This is a genomic window from Agrococcus terreus (genome assembly GCF_014645235.1).
GTDB lineage: Bacteria > Actinomycetota > Actinomycetes > Actinomycetales > Microbacteriaceae > Agrococcus > Agrococcus terreus.
In genome coordinates this window covers 1,097,302-1,113,658 of record NZ_BMLM01000001.1, presented here as the reverse complement: position 1 = coordinate 1,113,658, position 16,357 = coordinate 1,097,302, and the positions used below count along the sequence as shown (strand labels likewise).

At 75.5% G+C, this 16,357-nt stretch carries 9 protein-coding genes; 3 read left to right on the top strand and 6 right to left on the bottom strand.

Translation table 11 applies throughout. The annotated features are described in order from the left end of the window. Positions 1 to 30: 30 nt before the first annotated feature. Together IEW90_RS05400 and IEW90_RS05395 are read right to left on the bottom strand one after the other, a co-directional pair. Entirely contained in the window at positions 31 to 2,997 is a 2,967-nt protein-coding gene (locus IEW90_RS05400) for a UPF0182 family membrane protein (RefSeq protein WP_188716816.1), read from the bottom strand. A 53-nt stretch (positions 2,998 to 3,050) separates the two neighbouring features. Next, positions 3,051 to 4,187, bottom strand: coding sequence for a YlbL family protein (locus IEW90_RS05395; RefSeq protein WP_188716814.1), 1,137 nt, complete (start codon positions 4,185 to 4,187; stop codon positions 3,051 to 3,053). Between the two features lie 20 nt (positions 4,188 to 4,207). Here IEW90_RS05395 and IEW90_RS05390 point away from each other — a divergent pair, with 20 nt between their 5' ends. Together IEW90_RS05390 and IEW90_RS05385 are read left to right on the top strand one after the other, a co-directional pair. Continuing rightward, positions 4,208 to 5,632 carry a zinc-dependent metalloprotease gene (locus tag IEW90_RS05390; protein WP_188716812.1) on the top strand — a complete coding sequence of 475 codons (1,425 nt, stop codon included), beginning with the start codon at positions 4,208 to 4,210 and terminating at the stop codon, positions 5,630 to 5,632. 114 nt (positions 5,633 to 5,746) lie between these two features. After that, positions 5,747 to 6,442, top strand: a complete 696-nt coding sequence (locus IEW90_RS05385) for a hypothetical protein (protein ID WP_188716810.1) — start codon at positions 5,747 to 5,749, stop codon at positions 6,440 to 6,442. Here IEW90_RS05385 and IEW90_RS05380 read toward each other — a convergent pair. Further along, a complete protein-coding gene (locus IEW90_RS05380) occupies positions 6,375 to 8,060 on the bottom strand; it encodes an ATP-dependent helicase (RefSeq protein WP_188716808.1) in 1,686 nt (561 codons plus the stop codon). The two genes, IEW90_RS05385 and IEW90_RS05380, sit on opposite strands and share 68 nt — an antisense overlap. A gap of 40 nt (positions 8,061 to 8,100) precedes the next feature. Further along, the gene (gene nudC / locus IEW90_RS05375) at positions 8,101 to 9,012 is read right to left on the bottom strand and encodes an NAD(+) diphosphatase (RefSeq protein WP_229679495.1); all 912 of its coding nucleotides are present in this window, start codon (positions 9,010 to 9,012) and stop codon (positions 8,101 to 8,103) included. A 58-nt stretch (positions 9,013 to 9,070) separates the two neighbouring features. On the opposite strand from nudC, the gene IEW90_RS05370 reads away from it, so the two are divergent. Further along, positions 9,071 to 10,129, top strand: coding sequence for a phosphotransferase (locus IEW90_RS05370; RefSeq protein ID WP_188716803.1), 1,059 nt, complete (start codon positions 9,071 to 9,073; stop codon positions 10,127 to 10,129). On the opposite strand, the gene IEW90_RS05365 is transcribed toward IEW90_RS05370, so the two are convergent. Together IEW90_RS05365 and IEW90_RS05360 are read right to left on the bottom strand one after the other, a co-directional pair. Beyond that, a complete protein-coding gene (locus IEW90_RS05365) occupies positions 10,115 to 13,255 on the bottom strand; it encodes an ATP-dependent helicase (RefSeq protein ID WP_188716801.1) in 3,141 nt (1,046 codons plus the stop codon). The two genes, IEW90_RS05370 and IEW90_RS05365, sit on opposite strands and share 15 nt — an antisense overlap. Beyond that, complete coding sequence (locus tag IEW90_RS05360; protein WP_188716799.1) at positions 13,252 to 16,341, bottom strand: UrvD/REP family ATP-dependent DNA helicase; 3,090 nt, start codon at positions 16,339 to 16,341, stop codon at positions 13,252 to 13,254. Before IEW90_RS05360 ends, IEW90_RS05365 begins: the two co-directional genes overlap by 4 nt. Between the last annotated feature and the right edge of the window lie 16 nt (positions 16,342 to 16,357).

The window sequence follows — 16,357 nt, the reverse complement described above, 5'->3', positions numbered from 1 at the left end:
TACCAGGCGCCGCGGGGTGGGCCAAATCGGCTAGGGCGCCGGCGTCTCCGTGGGGGCCGGCTCGGCCTCCGCCTCGTCGCCCGCCGCCGCGTCGATCTGGTCGGACACCTGGATCGCCCGCGTCAGCGCCGCGGTGAGGCGGTTGTCCGCCTCGGCGGCCGCGACGAGGTCGTTGGCCGCGTACGCCTCCTGGCGGGCCGCGATGGCCGCCTGCGCCTCCTGCAGCGCCGCATCGAGCTGCGCCTGCAGGTCGGCGGGAGGCTGCTCCGTGCCCTCGCCCTCGCCAGTGCCCGGCTCCTCCCCCTCGGCGCCCGGATCGGTGCCGGAGTCGCCCGCCTGCGCACCCGAGTCGCCGCCGAAGAGCGCGTCGAGCGCCTCGTCGAGCGTGTCCTCGAACGCGATGTCGTTGCCGAAGGAGACGAGGATCTTGCGGAGCACCGGGTACGAGGTCGCACCGGTCGAGCGCAGGTAGACGGGCTGCACGTAGAGCAGGCCGCCGCCGACGGGCAGGGTGAGCAGGTTGCCGTTGATCACCTCGGAGGCGCCCTGGCGGAGCAGGTTGAGCTCGCGCGAGACCTGGTCGTCGGTGTCGAAGGTGTTCTGCACCTGGCCCGGCCCCGGGATCGATCTGTCCTTCGGGAGCATCTGCAGGGTCAGCTGGCCGTAGTCCTCGCTCACCTCCCCCTCGGTCGAGCCCGCGTCGGCGTTCACCGACAGGTAGCCGTACAGCACGTTGCGGCCGTCGCGCGGGATGAAGGTGGAGTACAGCGTGAACGCCGGGTCCTTCCCGTCGATGGACATCGTCAGGTAGTACGGCGGCTGGTACGGCGCCTGGCTCTGGCTGTCCCAGGTGGGCTCCGTCGGGGTCGACCACTGGTCGTCTCCGGAGAAGAAGGTCGCCGGGTTCGTGACGTGGTAGTCGCCGAGGATGGCGCGCTGCAGCTTGAACAGGTCGGTCGGGTACCGGACCTGGCTCATGAGGTCGCCCGACATCTCCTCCATCGGCTGGATGGTGCCCGGGTACACCTCCATCCACGCCTGCAGGATCGGGTCTTCCGGGTCCCAGGCGTATAGCGAGACGGAGCCGTCGTAGGCGTCGACGACCGCCTTGACGGAGTTCCGCATGTAGTTGACCCAGTCGTTCGTCGTCGTCAGCGGCGTCGGGTTGGTGGAGTCGGCGATGGTGCGCGAGACGGCCTGGTGGGTCGAGTACGGCACGGTCGACGAGGTCGTCATGCCGTCGACGATCCACACGACGCGGTCGTCGACAACGGCCGGGTACGGATCGGTGTCGAGCGTCAGGTACGGGGCGACGGACTGGACGCGCTCGCGCGGGTCGCGGTCGTAGAGGATCTGCGACTCGTCGTTGATCGCGTCCGAGAGCACGATCTGCTCCGACTGGAACTGCAGCGCGTACACGAGCCGCTTCACGAAGTTGTCGAGCTTCGGGCCGCCGTCGCCCGAGAAGGTCGTGTTCGCGTTGCCGCTGCCCTCCTCGGTCGAGCGGGGGTAGTCGAGCTCGAGCTGCGGGCCGCCCTCCGGGCCGCCGACGATCGAGTACTCGGGGCTCGTCTCGCCGAAGTAGATGCGCGGCTCGTAGTCGCCCAGCTCGCCCGTGGTCGGGATGCCCGACTGCAGGAACACCGGCTGGCCCTCGGGGCCGCGCTGGTTGCCGTTGGCCGCGACGACGCCGTAGCCGTGCGTGTAGACGATGTGGCGGTTGTACCAGCTGTCCTCGTCGAGGCCGGACTGGTCGAGCTCGCGCACCGCGATCACGGTGTCCTGGATCTGCCCGTCGATCTCGTAGCGGCCGACGTCGAGCTGCTCCGGGAAGCCGTAGTACGGGCGGTACTCCTGGAGGTTCGCGAACGCGTCGGTGACGAGCGCCGGGTCGATGATGCGGATGTTCGCCGCCGTGTCGGCGTCCTCGCGGAGCGCGCCGGGCTCGGCGTCGGTGACGGCGTCGGTCTGCTCCTCCACCATGCCGTCGACGCCCCACGCGGCGCGCGTCGCGTCGATGTTGCGCTCGATGTACTCGGCCTCGAGCGAGAGCGGGCTCGGGTCGACCTGGAAGCGCTGCACGATCGCCGGGTAGGCGACGCCGACGACGAGCGACGCGGCGACGAGCAGCGCCGTGCCGACGATCGAGATGCGCCAGCGGCCGATGACGGCCGTGAGGATGAAGAACAGCGCGACGAGGCCCGCGATGCCTGCGAGGATCTGCAGGCCCGGGATGATCGCGTTCACCTCGGTGTAGCCGGCGCCCGCGTTGAGGAAGCCCTGCGAGGCCTGCGACAGCGCGGCGTACTGGCTCAGCCAGATCGAGACGCCGATCGTGAGCATGTACAGCGCGACGATCACGGCGAGCTGGATGCGCGCGGAGCGCGAGATGCGGAACTCGCGGCCCGTCAGGCGGATGGCGCCGTACAGGTACGCCGTCGCGAGCGTCGCGACCGCGCAGATGAACAGCACGGCGAGCGCGAAGCCGACGATCTGCTGGTAGAACGGCAGCTCGAAGACGTAGAAGCCGAGATCGATGCCGAACTGGGGGTCGGCCTCGCCGAACGGGCGGCGGTGCAGCCACAGCTGCGCGAGCTCCCACTGGGCGGCCGAGGCGATGCCGGCGAAGACGCCGAGGGCGACGGGCACGGCCCACATGCCGACCTTGCGGAGCGGCTCGACGAGCTCCTGGTAGCGGTCGAGCTGCGAGTTCAGCTGCGCGTACATCGGCCGCGAGCGGAACGCGACCTGGATCGCGATCGCGAGCGGCACGGCCATGCCGAGGAAGCCGGCGAGGAACAGCGCGCCGATCGACAGCCAGCGGGTCTGCAGGATCTGCACGAAGCCCAGCTGGTCGAACCAGAGGATGTCGGCGTAGAAGCCGGAGAAGAGGACGAACCCGCCCACGATCGCGCCGACGATGGCGACGGTGATGAGGAGGGGCGACGGCCGCTGCCGGCTCGTCGTCGAAGGCGGGCGTTCGGCGTTGGCGGACACGTCGGGTGGCTCCAGTGGCTCGGCGGGCGGTCAGCCCATCGTATCCACCGCTCCTATGAGCCGCTGACGTCCTCGCAGGTCGGCAGGCCAGAGGTGTCCTCGCCCGCGGCGACGGCCTGGACCGCGGCGATCGCCTCGTCGAGCGTCGCGACGGCGAACACCTCGAGGCCGTCGGGCACGTGGCCCACGACCTCGCCGCAGTTCTCGGCCGGCGCGAGGAAGTGCGTGGCGCCGGCGTCGACCGCGCCGTGCATCTTCTGCACGATGCCGCCGATCCCGCCGACGTCGCCGAGCGCCGAGATCGTGCCGGTGCCGGCCCAGTGCGTGCCGGCGGTCATCGCGCCGGGCGTGAGCTCGTCGACGATGCCGAGCGCGAACATCATGCCGGCGCTCGGGCCGCCCACGTTCGGCAGCTCGATGTGCACGGGGAAGGGGAACGCGAACTCGTTCGCCGGGTAGACGCCCACGAGCCGCTGGTCGCCGTCGACGACCGGCACGACGTCGACCTCGAGCTGCTCGTCGCCGCGCTCGAGGGCGAACGTGGAGGCGCCGTCGCGGCTCGCGATCGCGGCGCGGATGGACCACACGTCGTAGGCGGTCTCGCCGTTGACGCTCAGGATCCGGTCGCCCTCCTCGAGCAGGCCCTCGGCGGGCGAGCCGGGGATGACGCCGGCGATGCGGACGTCGCTGTCGACCTCGTAGCCCTCGTGCAGCAGCGCCGCCGCGATCGCGGACGACTGCGAGTTCTGCATCTCGATGCGGCCGGCCTCGTTCGACTGCTCGACCGTCTGCGAGGGCGGGAAGGCCGCATCCATCGGGATGATCGCGTCGGAGGGGTCGAGGTACGCCTCGGCCACGTCGAACCACGTGAGCGGCTGCTGCGGGTTGCCGAGCAGCGCGACCGTCAGCAGCCGCAGCTCCCCCTCGGTCGGGTACGTCTGCACCTCGTCGATCTGGATGAGCGGGCCGGCGTCGGTGGCGCCGAGCGTGTCCCACGTGGGGCCGGGCTGCTCGACGATGTACGGCGAGGGCACGAAGGCGAGGCCGACGGAGGCGGCGGACGCGACGAGGATCCCGATCCAGCCGGCACGGCGGATGCGCCGCGGCCGGACGTCGGGGAAGCGCGGCCGCACCGCGTGTTCGCGGACGGCGGAGGGCGACTGGGGCGTGATCCCGGCGGGCTCGGACATGCTGGGGCTAGCGTAGTCGCATGCCTGAGGAACCCGACGACCGGCGGCCCGAGGACGAGCTCCGCGAGATGCTGCAGCGCTTCCTCTCGGGCGAGGGTCCCATCGATCCCGCCCGCCTCGCGGGCGCCGCGGGCATGCCCTCCGACCCCGCCCAGCTGCAGGCGCTCATGGCCCAGCTGCAGGCGGCGCTCGCGCGCACCGAGGACGGCATCGACTGGTCGGCGGCCGAGCGCCAGGCGCGCGCCGTCGTGCAGCGCGACCCGGGCTCGGTGACGACCGCCGAGCGCGACGCCGTGCGGCAGGCCGTCGAGCTCGCCGCCATGTGGCTCGACGAGGCGACCACCTGGGGCGGCGCGAGCGACGTGACGCTGCGCTCCCGCCAGCAGTGGGTCGACGCGACGCTCCCCGTGTGGCAGGAGATGGCCGAGCCCGTCGCCTCGAGCATCGCGGGCGCGCTCACGCGCGCCATGCAGGAGCACGCGCCCGAGGAGGCGCAGGAGATGCTGGCGGGCGCCGAGCGCATCCTCCGCAACGTCGGCGGCACGATGTTCGCCATGCAGCTCGGCAACGTCGTCGGCCAGCTCGCGGGCGAGACGATCGCCGGTGGCGACTTCGGCTTCCCGCTCCTGCAGGACGAGGCGACGCTGCTGCCCGTGAACCTGCGCACGCTCGCGGAGGGGCTCGAGATCCCCGAGGACCAGGTGCGCATCTGGACCGCCGTGCGCGAGCTCGCGCACGCGCGCCTCTTCCACCACGCGCGCTGGCTGCGCCTGCACGTGCTCTCGTCGGTGCGCGAGTACGCCGAGGGCATCCGCATCGACGTCGAGCGCCTCGAGCAGCTCGCCGAGGGCTTCGACCCCTCGAACCCCGAGGAGCTGCGCGAAGCGCTCAGCTCCGGTGCGCTCATCCCACCGAAGACCGAGGAGCAGCAGGAGGCGCTCGCGCGGCTCGAGACGACGATCGCGCTCATCGAGGGATGGGTCGACTGCGTGACCGAGGCGGCCACGGCGCGCCTGCCCAAGCGCGACGCGATCGCCGAGACCGTCCGCCGCCGCCGCGCGACGGGCGGGCCGGCCGAGAAGGCCTTCGGCACGCTCGTGGGCCTCGAGATCCGCCCGCGTCGCCTGCGCGAGGCGGCGGCGTTCTGGCGCGCGGTCACCGAGGCGGTCGGCCCGGAGGCGCGCGACTCGCTGTGGGACCAGCCCGACCTCGTGCCGACGGCAGCCGACATCGACGACCCCTCGCGCGCGATCGCGCGGCTGCAGGGCGGGGGCGAGCTCGACGAGATGGACCTCGCGCTGCAGGCGCTGCTCGACGACGCTGCGCGCGCGGACGAGCAGCCGGCCGAGGGCGAGGCGACGCCCGCGGGCGACGCGGAGCCGGACGCAGCGCCCGCGGCGGAGGACGACGACCAGGACGACCCGGACGACCGCCCGGAGCGCTGAGCCCCGCCGGTCGAGGAGCGCCGCGCGCAGCGCGACGCGCCACGAGAGGGGCCGACGCACCGCTCCTGTGGACAGCCGCCGACGCCGCGCCCCGCGCCGGCGCATCATCCGGCCATGCTCCGACTCGACCCCCGCCTCGCCCTCTTCCGCTCCTCGCCCGACCGCGTCTCGATCGGCGCGCAGGCGCCCGTCGCCGAGCTCGCCGACGACGACGCCTCGATGCGCGGCGTCGCGGCGCTCGTCCGCGGCGTGCTGCGGCCCGAGCTCGACCAGCTGCTCGGCGCCGATGCGGCGCGCGAGCTGCTCGAGCGCGTCGGCCCGGCCCTCGACGCGCCGTCCGCCTGCATCGCCGTGCGGGTGCGCGGCAGGCTCGCGCTCGCTCGCACGATCCAGCGGGCCGCGCGGGCGGCCGGCCACCCCTCAGGCGAGGCGCTCGTCGTGCCCGTGGCCCCCTGGCGGCTCCCGGCGGGCGAGGTGCGACGGCTCGTCGCCGACGACGCCCCGCACCTGCCGGTGGTCGTCGGGGACGCGTGGATCCAGGTCGGCCCCGCCGGCCGCGGCGGCTGCGAGCGGTGCGTCGGCGCCCACGAGGGCGGCCCGATGCCGGCGCACCTCGTGCCGGTGCCCGGCGCCGCCGCGCGCTGGCAGGTCGTCGCGACCGTGCTGAGCGGGCTCCGGCTCGCCGCGGCGGGTGAGCTGCCCGACGGCTGGGGCGCCCGGATCGCGCAGCGCGACGGCGCGGTCAGCGCCCTCCCCGCGCCGTTGCCGTGCGCGTGCCGAGCTCGGCGAGGAACCGCGAGGGCTGCCTGACGGCGTGCCCGGAGCTCCGCGCCCACGTGAGCGAGAGCGTGCGCTGCGCGCGCGTGATGGCGACGTAGAGCAGCCGCCGCTCCTCGTCGATCTCGGCGAGCGACGTCGCGTGCGAGACCGGCAGCAGCCCCTCGGCGAGCCCGCACACGTGCACGTGCTGCCACTCGAGGCCCTTCGCAGCGTGGATCGTCGCGATGGTGACGGCGGCGACGGTCGGCTCGTGCTCGGTCGCGGCGCGGCGCTGCAGCTCGCGCGCGAAGCCGGCGAGGTCGGTGCCGTCGGTCTCCTCCGCGAGCGTCACGAGCGCATGGAGCGCATCCCACTGCGCCCGCTCCTCGCCGTGGGTCGCGGGCGGCTCCGCCCGGTAGCCGAGGCCCATGACGATGTCGGTCACCGCCTGGAACACGGGCCGGCCGTCCGGCGGCGCGCTGCGCAGCATGAGCACCGCGCGCTGCACGACCGGGATCTCGAAGAAGCGCCGCGAGCCGCGCACGGTCGACGACAGGCCGACGGACGCGAGCGCCTGTTCGAGGAGCCCCGACTGGGCGTGGAAGCGCGTGAGGATCGCGATGTCGCCCGGGTTGGCGCCGCGATCGACCTGCGCGCGGCACGCGGCGGCGATCGCAGCGGCCTCGGCGGAGTCGTTGCCGTGCGCCGCGAGCGCCGGCTCCGGCCCGGGCTCCTGCGACGCGGCGTGCAGGGTGAGCGCCTCGCGGCCGCGCATGAGGCGGTTCGCGGCGCCCACGATGGCGCCGGTCGAGCGGTAGGAGCGCTCGAGCCGCACGACCTCGGCGTCGGGGTGGTCGTGCACGAACCGCGAGAGGCTCGCGGCGTCGGCGCCCGCGAACGAGTAGATCGTCTGGCTCGGGTCGCCGACGACGCACACGTCGCGGCGGTCGCCGAGCCAGGCGTCGAGCACCCGCTGCTGCATGGGCGAGACGTCCTGGAACTCGTCGACGGTGAAGTGGCGGTAGCGGGCCCGCACCTCGTCGGCGGCGACGGGCTCGCGCTCGAGCATGCCGGCCGTCGCGAGCAGCACGTCCTCGAAGTCCAGCTGCCGCCGCTCGTCCTTGACGCGCTCGTAGGCCATGTGGAGGTCGAGCATCGCCTCGGGGTCGATCCCGGTCGGCATCGGCCGGATGCGCGCCTGGACGCCGTAGTCCTCCATCGTCATCGCCTGCGACTTGCGCCACTCGATCTCGCCGGCCGCGTCGCGCAGCTGCGCCGTCGGCAGCCGCAGCCGCAGCTGGGCGGCCGCGTCGGCGACCGTCGACGCCTTCTGCGCCAGCAGCTGCGGCATGCCGGAGCCGGTGATGCGCGGCCAGAAGTGGGACAGCTGCGCGAGCGCGGCGGCGTGGAACGTGCGCGCCTGCACGCCGCCCGCGCCGAGCCGCGCGAGCCGCGTGCGCATCTCGCCTGCGGCGCGCGAGGTGAAGGTGAGGGCGAGCGAGGCGTGCTCGGCGTGCTCGCCCGTCGCGACCGCGTAGGCGATGCGGTGGGTGATCGCGCGCGTCTTGCCGGTGCCGGCGCCCGCGAGGATCGCGACCGGTCCGCCGAGGGTGGTCGCGGCCTGCCGCTGCTGCTCGTCGAGGCCGGCGAGGATCGCGTCGGCGTCCATCAGCGCGCCGCCCTCGGCGTCGCGTCCGTGAGCGCTGCGGTCACGCGCGGCCGCGCGGCTCGCGCGCGATCCACGCCTCCAGGATCCAGGAGGCGATCGAGGTCGGCCCCGGCAGCTGGATGGCGCCGGCGCGCAGCTCCTCGCGCGAGAACCAGCGCACGTCGAGGATCTCGACGCCGTCGGGGCGGATGGGCTCGGGGTCGGGCGCGACGCACTCGAAGCCGAGCATGAGGCTGCGCGGGAACGGCCACGGCTGCGAGCCGAGGTAGCGCGGCTCGACGACGACGAGCCCCGTCTCCTCGTGCACCTCGCGCACGACGGCCGCCTCGAGCGACTCCCCCGGGTCGACGAAGCCGGCGATGAGCGAGTAGCGACCCTCGGGCCAGGCGGCGTTGTGGCCGAGCAGGATGCGCTCATCGGCCGGGTCGTGGATGGCGACGATGACCGCGGGGTCGGTGCGGGGGAAGTGCGGGGTGCCGCCGCTGTCGCGGCGCACCCAGCCCGACTCCTCGAAGCCGGCGGGCAGGCCGTCGACCGGGCTGTGGGCGCTCTCGCGCTGCCAGACGCCGAGCGCGACGGCCTGGGTGAGCACGCCGGCGTCCTCGTCGTCGAGCGCGGCACCCACCTCGCGGAGCGACCGCCACTCGGCGCCGTCGACGTCGAAGGGCTCGGCGACGAGCAGGCTGAGCACGACGCCGCCGGGCTCGCCCTCGGCGCCGCGGGCGCGGCCGAGCCAGCTCATCGGCACGGGCGGCTCGACGAGCGCGGCGTCGGCCGGGACGGCGCCCGGCGCGAGCCGCACGAGGCGGCCGTCGCGCACGGGGGCGCGGTCGCCTGCGATGGGGACGACGCGCGTCGCGGCGTCGGCGAGCGCGCGGGAGACGGCGTCCTGCTGGAGCCTCCCCGCGTGGTCGCGGTCGAGCGCCGAGCGGGCGAGCGGCGGAACCTGCACGTCACCTCCGTCGCGTGGCGCCGCCCCGGGAGGGCGCGCGCCGCCTAGCCTGGCATCCATGAGCACGAACCCCTTCACTCTAGCCGCGCTCGCGACGACCGCAGTCGAGGGCCTCGCCGTGGTGGGCGCGACCGAGGACGGCTCCGACGAGCACCGCTCGCAGGTGGCGGCGCGCCTCGCCGACGGCGAGACGGCCCTGCTCGTGCTCCCCCGCTCCGTCTCGGCCCTGCGCACGGCCGAGGAGCACGAGGCGGCCCTCGCGGCGCTCACGCCCGCGACCCGCTCGCGGCTCCCGTTCGAGGTGCCGGCCGTGCTCGGCAGCGCGCCCGCGGGCCGCTCGCGCGTGTTCGTGCTCACCCGGCTGGGCGGCACGCCCATGCGGCTCGCCGACGTCTCCCCCGCCGCCCCCGGCCTCGCACCCAGCGTCGGCCAGGCGATCGCCGCGATCCACGAGCTGCCCACCTCGGTGGTCTCCGACGCCGGGCTGCCGCACGCGGCCGCGGCCTCGGTGCGCCAGGGCCTGCTCGACACCTTCGACCGCGCCGCGGCGACCGGCTCGGTGCCCGCGCCGCTCCTCGAGCGCTGGGAGCGCGCCCTCGGCGACGACCGCCTCTGGCAGTTCAAGCCGGCGGTCGTCCACGGCGACCTGCAGGCGCCGGCGTTCCGCATCGAGGGCGGTCGGGTGACCGGCCTCGACGGCTGGCACGCGCTCTCGGTCGGCGACCCGGCCCGGGACCTGGCGTTCCTGCTCGGCTCGAGCGAGTTCGGCAGCGTCGACGAGGCGTTCGAGGCGCACGCCGCGGCGCGCGGCATCGGCGACCGGCACGTGCGCCAGCGCGCGATGCTCCACGCGGAGCTCGACGTGGCGCGCTGGCTGCTCCACGGCGTCGACCGCGGCGACGACGCGATCGTCGCCGATGCCGCCGGCATGCTCTCGGGCCTCGTACAGCGCGTCGACCGCGACCCCTCGGCGGCGATCGAGCCGCAGCGGCTCGAGACGATGGACCTCGCGGACGTGCAGGCGTACCTCGGCGAGAGCGCGCGCGACGACCGGACCGCCGAGCAGCGCCTCGACGCCGGCTTCGACGACGAGCGCGAGGCCTCAGCCGGCCGCTGACGCGGCGGCGACCGCCTGCTGCGCGGCGAGCCATCGCTGCTCGAGCTCGGCCAGCGACTCGATGCGCGGCGGCCGCACGACCTCGTCGTGCTCGACGAAGTACAGCTCCGCGTCGACGAGCTCGGGATCGATGCCCGCGTGCGCGGCGTACGCGGCGCGGTACAGCGCCAGCTGCAGCTGGCGGGCCTCGAGGTCGGCGGCGTCGCGCGGGAGGGCGCCCGTCTTCCAGTCGACGACGGTCGCGCGCTCGCCGTCGCGGTAGACGGCGTCGAGCTTGCAGACGACGGTGGTGCCGGCGAGGGGCAGGTGCACCTCGAGCTCGGTCTCGGCCACCTCGCGCGTGCCGTAGGGCGAGGCGAGGAAGGTGGCCTTGAGCCGCTCGAGGCGGTCGGCGTCGATGCCGACGAGCTCCTCGTCGAGCGCATCGTCGTCGAGCGCGTCGCCCAGCCCGATGGCGCTGCCGCGCCGTTCGACCCAGCTGTGGAAGAGCGTGCCGAGCCGGGTGGCGGCGAACGGCTCCTGCGGCATGGGGCGGGCGATCGAGCGCGCGACGGCGACCGGATCCGCGGCCCAGTCCTTGAAGCCGGAGGCGGCGATACGGGTTGGCAGCGCGAGCCGCGCGGCGTCGCGGTCGTCGAGCAGCAGGCGGATGGCGTCGTCCCACGGCGTCGCGGCGCCGGGGTCGGCGTCCTCGACGAGCGCCGCGCCGCGCTCGACGGCGTCGCGGCGGGCGCCGAGCGGGTCGGCGGGCCAGACGGTCGTCGCCGCGGTGCCGGAGCGCGGGTTCGGGGTGCCCCGCTCGGGCTGCTCGAGCAGCGGCGCGCCCGTCGCCTCGGCGGCGAGCAGGAGCAGCTTCGTGGGCCTCGCGGCCATCGTGCCGCTGCCGTACCAGAGCGCCCCGGAGAGCCAGAGCGCGCTGCGCGCGCGGGTCACGGCGACGTACGAGAGGCGGTCGCGCTCGGACTCGTCGTGGGCCTTGAGCGCGGCGGTGAAGTCGCCGCGCGCGTCGAGGTAGTCGTGCGCCGTCGGCTGCTCGTGGTCGAGCTCGGGCAGCATCGTCGCGTCGCCGCGCAGCGGGAACGGCAGCCGCGCGCGGTCGAGCCAGCCCTTCGAGCTCGGGTCGGCCTGCGCCGCCGCGAGCCGCGGCAGCGCGACGAGGTCCCACTCGAGGCCCTTCGAGGCGTGCATCGTCATGACCTGCACGGTGCCGGGCTGCGCCTCGAGCTGCGGCGCGTCCGGACCGCGGCCGGCCTCGACCGCCTCGAGGTAGACGAGCAGCGACTCGAGGCCGCCCTGCTCGTCGGCGGTCGCGAAGGCGTGCACCTCGCGCGCGAACGCGTCGAGCGCCGCGGCGGTGCGGCCGGAGTGCGCGTCGACCTCGATGTCGAGGCGCAGCGCGCGCTCGACGAGGCGGACGAAGTCGACGAGCGGCATGCCGGCGCTGCGGCGCAGCGAGCGCAGCAGCTGCGCCGCGTCGCGCATGCGGGCGACGCCCTCGTCGGTGGCGCCCTCGAGCCCGTCGGACTCGAGCAGGGCGTCGAGCGCGTCGACGATCGACGCCGACGCCTCGGGCACGACCGCGCTCCGGTCGCTGCTGCGCTGCTCGTCGGTGAGCCCCGCCGACGCCATGCGCCCGGCGGCGCGCTGCAGCGCCATGAGGTCGGCGACGCCGATCCGCCAGCGGCTGCCGGCGAGCAGCCGCACGAGTGCCGAGCCCTCCTCGGGCCGGCCGAGCACCCGGAGCGCGGCGACGAGGTCGACGACGGCGGGCTCCTCGAGGAGGCCGCCGCCGCCGGTGCGCGAGACGCGCACGCCGAGCGCACGCAGCGCGTTCGAGAGGTCGATGCCCTGCCCGTGCGTGCGCACGAGCAGCGCCGCGGTGCGGCCCTCGTCGAGCCCGTGCTCGACGAACCAGGCGGCGAGCTCGCGCGCCTCGTCGTCGACGGTCTCGAGGTGGCGCACGGCGACGACGCCCGGCCCGGCGTGCTCGCGCGCCTGCAGCGGCAGGACGGGCACCTCGGGGCGCACGGGGAGCTCGTCGGCGACGGTGCCGGCGATCCGCAGGATCTCGCGGTCGTTGCGCCAGCTCGTCGACAGCGCGGCCTTCGCGGTCGCGCCGAAGTGGCGCTCGAAGAGCGCGAGGGTGCCGGCGCTCGCGCCGCGGAAGCCGTAGATCGCCTGGTTCGGGTCGCCCACCGCCATGACCGGCTGCTCGCGGAACATCGTGCCCAGCAGCCGCAGCTGCAGCACCGAGGTGTCCTGGAACTCGTCGAGCAGCACGAAGCGGTGCCGGTCGCGGAGCTCCTCGGCCGCGCCGGGGTGCGCCGCGAGCGCGTCCATCGCGAAGCGCACCTGGTCGCTGAACTGCACGACGCCGAGCCGCCGCTTCTGCTCGTCGAAGGCGTCGACGAGGTCGGCGAGGGCGTCGAGCGCGCCGACGTTCGCGGCGTCGCGCGCGAGGTCCTTCAGCGCGGACTGGCTGAGCGGCCGCTTCGCGTCGGCGCGCGGCGGCAGGTCGGCGAGCCCGGCGAAGCGGCGCGCGAGCCCGGTCCGGCGCAGCGCGTCGGTCGTCACGTGGTGGTCGCCGAGCTCGCCCGCGAGCTGCACGACGGCCTGCGCGACGACCGCGGCGGAGCCGATCTGCGCGAGCCGCAGGTCGTCGGAGGCGCGCGCGACGCGCAGGGCGAGGATGAACGCGGCCGGGTCGGTGAGCACGTCGGACTCGGGATCGCGCCCGATCAGGAGGCCCCACTCCTTGAACAGGCTGCTCGCGAAGGAGTTGTAGGTCTGGACGACGGGCTTGCTCGTGGCGACGAGCGTCCGGTCGACGAGGCCCGCCTCGCCGAGCAGCACGAGCTGGTCGTCGAGGCGGTCCTGCAGCTCGCGCGCCGCCTTGCGGGTGAAGGTGAGGCCGAGCACCTGGTCGGGCAGGGCGTGCTCGTTGGCGACGAGCCAGAGCACGCGCTGCGCCATCGTGTGCGTCTTGCCGCTGCCGGCGCCCGCGACGACGAGCGTCGGGGCGGACGGCGCCTCGATGACGGCGCGCTGCTCGTCGGTCGGCGGCTGCACGGGCTTGCCCTGCACCTCGGCGAGGGCGCGGGCGATGTCGTCGGGCGATCGCGTCATTCGGTGACCTCCGGGAGCACGTGGATGGCGCACTGGCCGAACGAGAAGGGGGCGCAGCAGTGCTCGCCGGGCGAGGCCGAGAAGCGGGCGCCGCCCATGGTGGCGACGGCGTCGCGGAGGTGCTCGGCGAAGGCCTCGCGCACCTCCTCGAACGCGTCGGCGGCGACGACCTTCTGCTTGGTGCCGAGCCGCGGCATGACGAGCCGGGCCTCGGTCGGCGCGCTCGCGGGCACGCCCTCGATGCCGCCGAGCGAGATCGCGAGCTGGTAGGCGCGCAGCTGCAGGTTGCCGAGCTCGGGATGCGCGTCGGGCTTGTGCTTGCCCGTCTTGAGGTCGACGACGCGCACGGTGCCGTCGGCGCCGTGCTCGAGCCAGTCGATCGAGCCGTGCAGGGCGGCGCCGCCCTCGAGCTCGACGGTGAACCGGGCCTCGTGCTCGCCGGGCACGACCGTCCACCCCTCGCCGCGGAGGCGCTGGAAGTAGTCGGCGATGTGGGCGACGAGCTGCGGCACGTCGCCGCGCTGCTGCGCGGCCTCCCAGGCGGAGGGGTGGGCGAGCTCGCCGAAGCGGTCGCCGATGTACCGCTCGAGCGCGGCCGGGTCGGTCGCGTCGGCCCGCTCGACCGCCTCGTGCACGATCGTGCCGAAGCCTGCGGCGCGGTTGGAGGTCGAGCCGGCGAGCCGCTGGATGACCCAGTCGACCTCGCAGTCCTGCAGCTTCTGCAGCGCGGAGGGCGAGACGGCGACCGGGGCGTCCTGGTCGAGCCGGCGCTCGGTCGTGATGGGCGCGAGGCCCCACCACTGGTCGACGGCGGCGCCGGGCACGCCGGCGTCCGCCAGGCGGCGCAGCGCCGCCGCGGCCGCCCGGTCGCCCTGGTCGACGACGCGGCGGCGCAGGTGCGCGACGAGCGAGCGCAGCGAGTGCCACCGGTCGTCGCCGCCCGGCGCCACGGGGACGCCCGCGGTGAACGGCGATGGCTGCTCGTCGTCGCTCTCGACCGCGGTGAGCACCACGCGCGCCCGCGCCGCCTGCACGGCCTTCGCGAAGGTGCGCAGCTCGTCGTGGAGCACCGCGACGCGGTCGTCGTCGGTCGCGGCGCCGTCGAGCCGGTTGGCGCCCAGCAGCGAGCCGCGCGCGCGGAGGTTGGGCCAGACGCCCTCCTGGAGGCCGGCGACGATCACCGTGTCGACCTCGCGGCCCACGAGCTGGCCGGGCGTGCCGATCGACACCCGGTCGCCCTCGGCGCGAGCGGCGAGCGAGTCGTCGTCGATGCTCGAGGCGAGCCACGCGTCGACGAACCCGCCGGTGTCGACGTCCGGCCGGCGCTCGATGAGGCGCGCGACCTGGTCGAACAGCGCGACGACGGCGTCGAGCCTGCGGTTGGCGAGCGAGCGCTCGACGCCGGCGCCCTCGAGCGCCGCCGTGCGCCACGGCTCCGCGACGCCGGCGATCGACCACACGCGCCAGAGGACGCGGTCGGCGGATGCGGGGTCGTCGGCGTGGATGAGCTCGCGGGCCTCGGCGAGCATGCGCGCGAGCCGTCGCGCGGCGGGCACCGCGAGCCGCGCGCGCTCGAGCCCCTCGAGCAGGCTCGGGTCGTCGATCGCGTCGCGGACGAGCTCGGCCCCGGGCACGTGCACCTCGCCGCCCGCGGCGATGATGCGGTGCCGCAGCGCGCGCTTGAGGCGGCGCACGGCGAGCGCGTCGAGGCCGAGCAGGTCGCCGCGCAGCAGGCGCTCGACGAGCTCCGCCGTGAGCGGCACGCGCCCGGCGGCGACCGCGAGCACGCTCACGAGCGCGTCGACGACCGAGACCTCGCGCAGCCGCGTGGGGCCGCCGGACGCGACCGGCACGTCGAGCGCCGAGAGCAGCGACGAGAGCTCCGCCGCGATGCGGCCCGTGCGCGCGACGACGGCGATGCCGCCATGCGGCACGCCCGCGGCGCGGCGCTCGTGGATGGCGCGGGCGATCTGGCGCGCCTGCTCGTCGACCGAGGCGGCGAGGCGCAGCTCGACGCCGTCGGGCGCGCCGCCCGCGACGGCGCGGCGGTGGTCGCCGGCGCCCGCGGTGCCGATGCCGCCGGCGAGCGACGCGGCGAGCGCGCGCACGTGCGGGCCGTGGCGGTGGTCGGTCGCGAGCACGAGCCGGTGCCCGGGCTCATGCTCGAAGCCGAGCCGCGCGGGCAGGGCGGCGAGGAGGCCCGGGTCGGCGCCGCGGAAGCCGCCGGTGGTCGTGTCGGGGTCGCCGAGCGCGACGATCGACGCCCCGCGGGCGCGGAGCGCCTCGAGCAGCACGACGGCGCCCTCCGTCAGCTCCTGGGCGTCGTCGACGACGACGAGCGAGGGCAGCGCAATGCGGTCGGCCTCGCGGACCGCGCGCGCCGCGCGGCGCAGCAGCGAGGCGGCGGTGACGCTCTCGGCGCCGCGCCGCTCGAGCCGCTGGAGGCGCTCGAACTCGTCGAGGAAGTCGGCGGCGGCCGCCCACTCCGGCATCTCGCGCTCGTGCGCGGTGCGGCGCAGGTCGTCGGCGTCCCAGCCGCGCTCGGCGACGGCGGCGAGCAGCTCGCGCAGCTCGGCCCGGAAGCCGGCGAGCTCGCGCACCTCGGCGTGCAGGTGGTCGGGCCACGCGGGGCCGCGGCCCTCGCCGCCCGCCTCGTCGTCGGCGTGGCCGGCGAGCATCGCCGCGATGATGCGGTCCTGCTCGGCGCCCGAGAGCAGCTGCGGCGCGGGGCGCCCCTCGGCGAGCGCCACGGCGGCGAGCACGGCGTGCGCGAACGACGGCAGCGAGCGCGCGAGGGGCCCGGGCGTGACGGCGCCGGTGCGCGCCGCGAGCCGGTCGCGGAGCGCGGTCGCGGCCTGCCGCGAGCCCGCCACGACGAGCAGCTCGGCCGGGTCGAGGCCGTGGGCGAGCCGGTCGGCGACGAGCTCGACGAGGGTCGTGGTCTTGCCGGAGCCGGAGACGCCCAGCACGATGGCGCTCGCCCGCTCGGGCAGCGCCAGCACGGCGCGCTGCGCCTCGTCGAGCTCGAGCGGCGCGCCGTCGGCGAGGGCGGGATGCGCGGAGGCGAGCTGGGCTGGTGCGGGCACGGCGCCACGGTATCGG

What these genes read in the sequence shown, in the direction of transcription:
- IEW90_RS05395 (WP_188716814.1), bottom strand. Translation starts at nt 4,187, where the DNA reads ATGTCCGAGCCCGCCGGGATCACGCCCCAGTCGCCCTCCGCCGTCCGC.
- IEW90_RS05390 (WP_188716812.1), top strand. Translation starts at nt 4,208, where the DNA reads ATGCCTGAGGAACCCGACGACCGGCGGCCCGAGGACGAGCTCCGCGAG.
- IEW90_RS05385 (WP_188716810.1), top strand. Translation starts at nt 5,747, where the DNA reads ATGCTCCGACTCGACCCCCGCCTCGCCCTCTTCCGCTCCTCGCCCGAC.
- IEW90_RS05380 (WP_188716808.1), bottom strand. Translation starts at nt 8,060, where the DNA reads ATGGACGCCGACGCGATCCTCGCCGGCCTCGACGAGCAGCAGCGGCAG.
- IEW90_RS05370 (WP_188716803.1), top strand. Translation starts at nt 9,071, where the DNA reads ATGAGCACGAACCCCTTCACTCTAGCCGCGCTCGCGACGACCGCAGTC.
- IEW90_RS05365 (WP_188716801.1), bottom strand. Translation starts at nt 13,255, where the DNA reads ATGACGCGATCGCCCGACGACATCGCCCGCGCCCTCGCCGAGGTGCAG.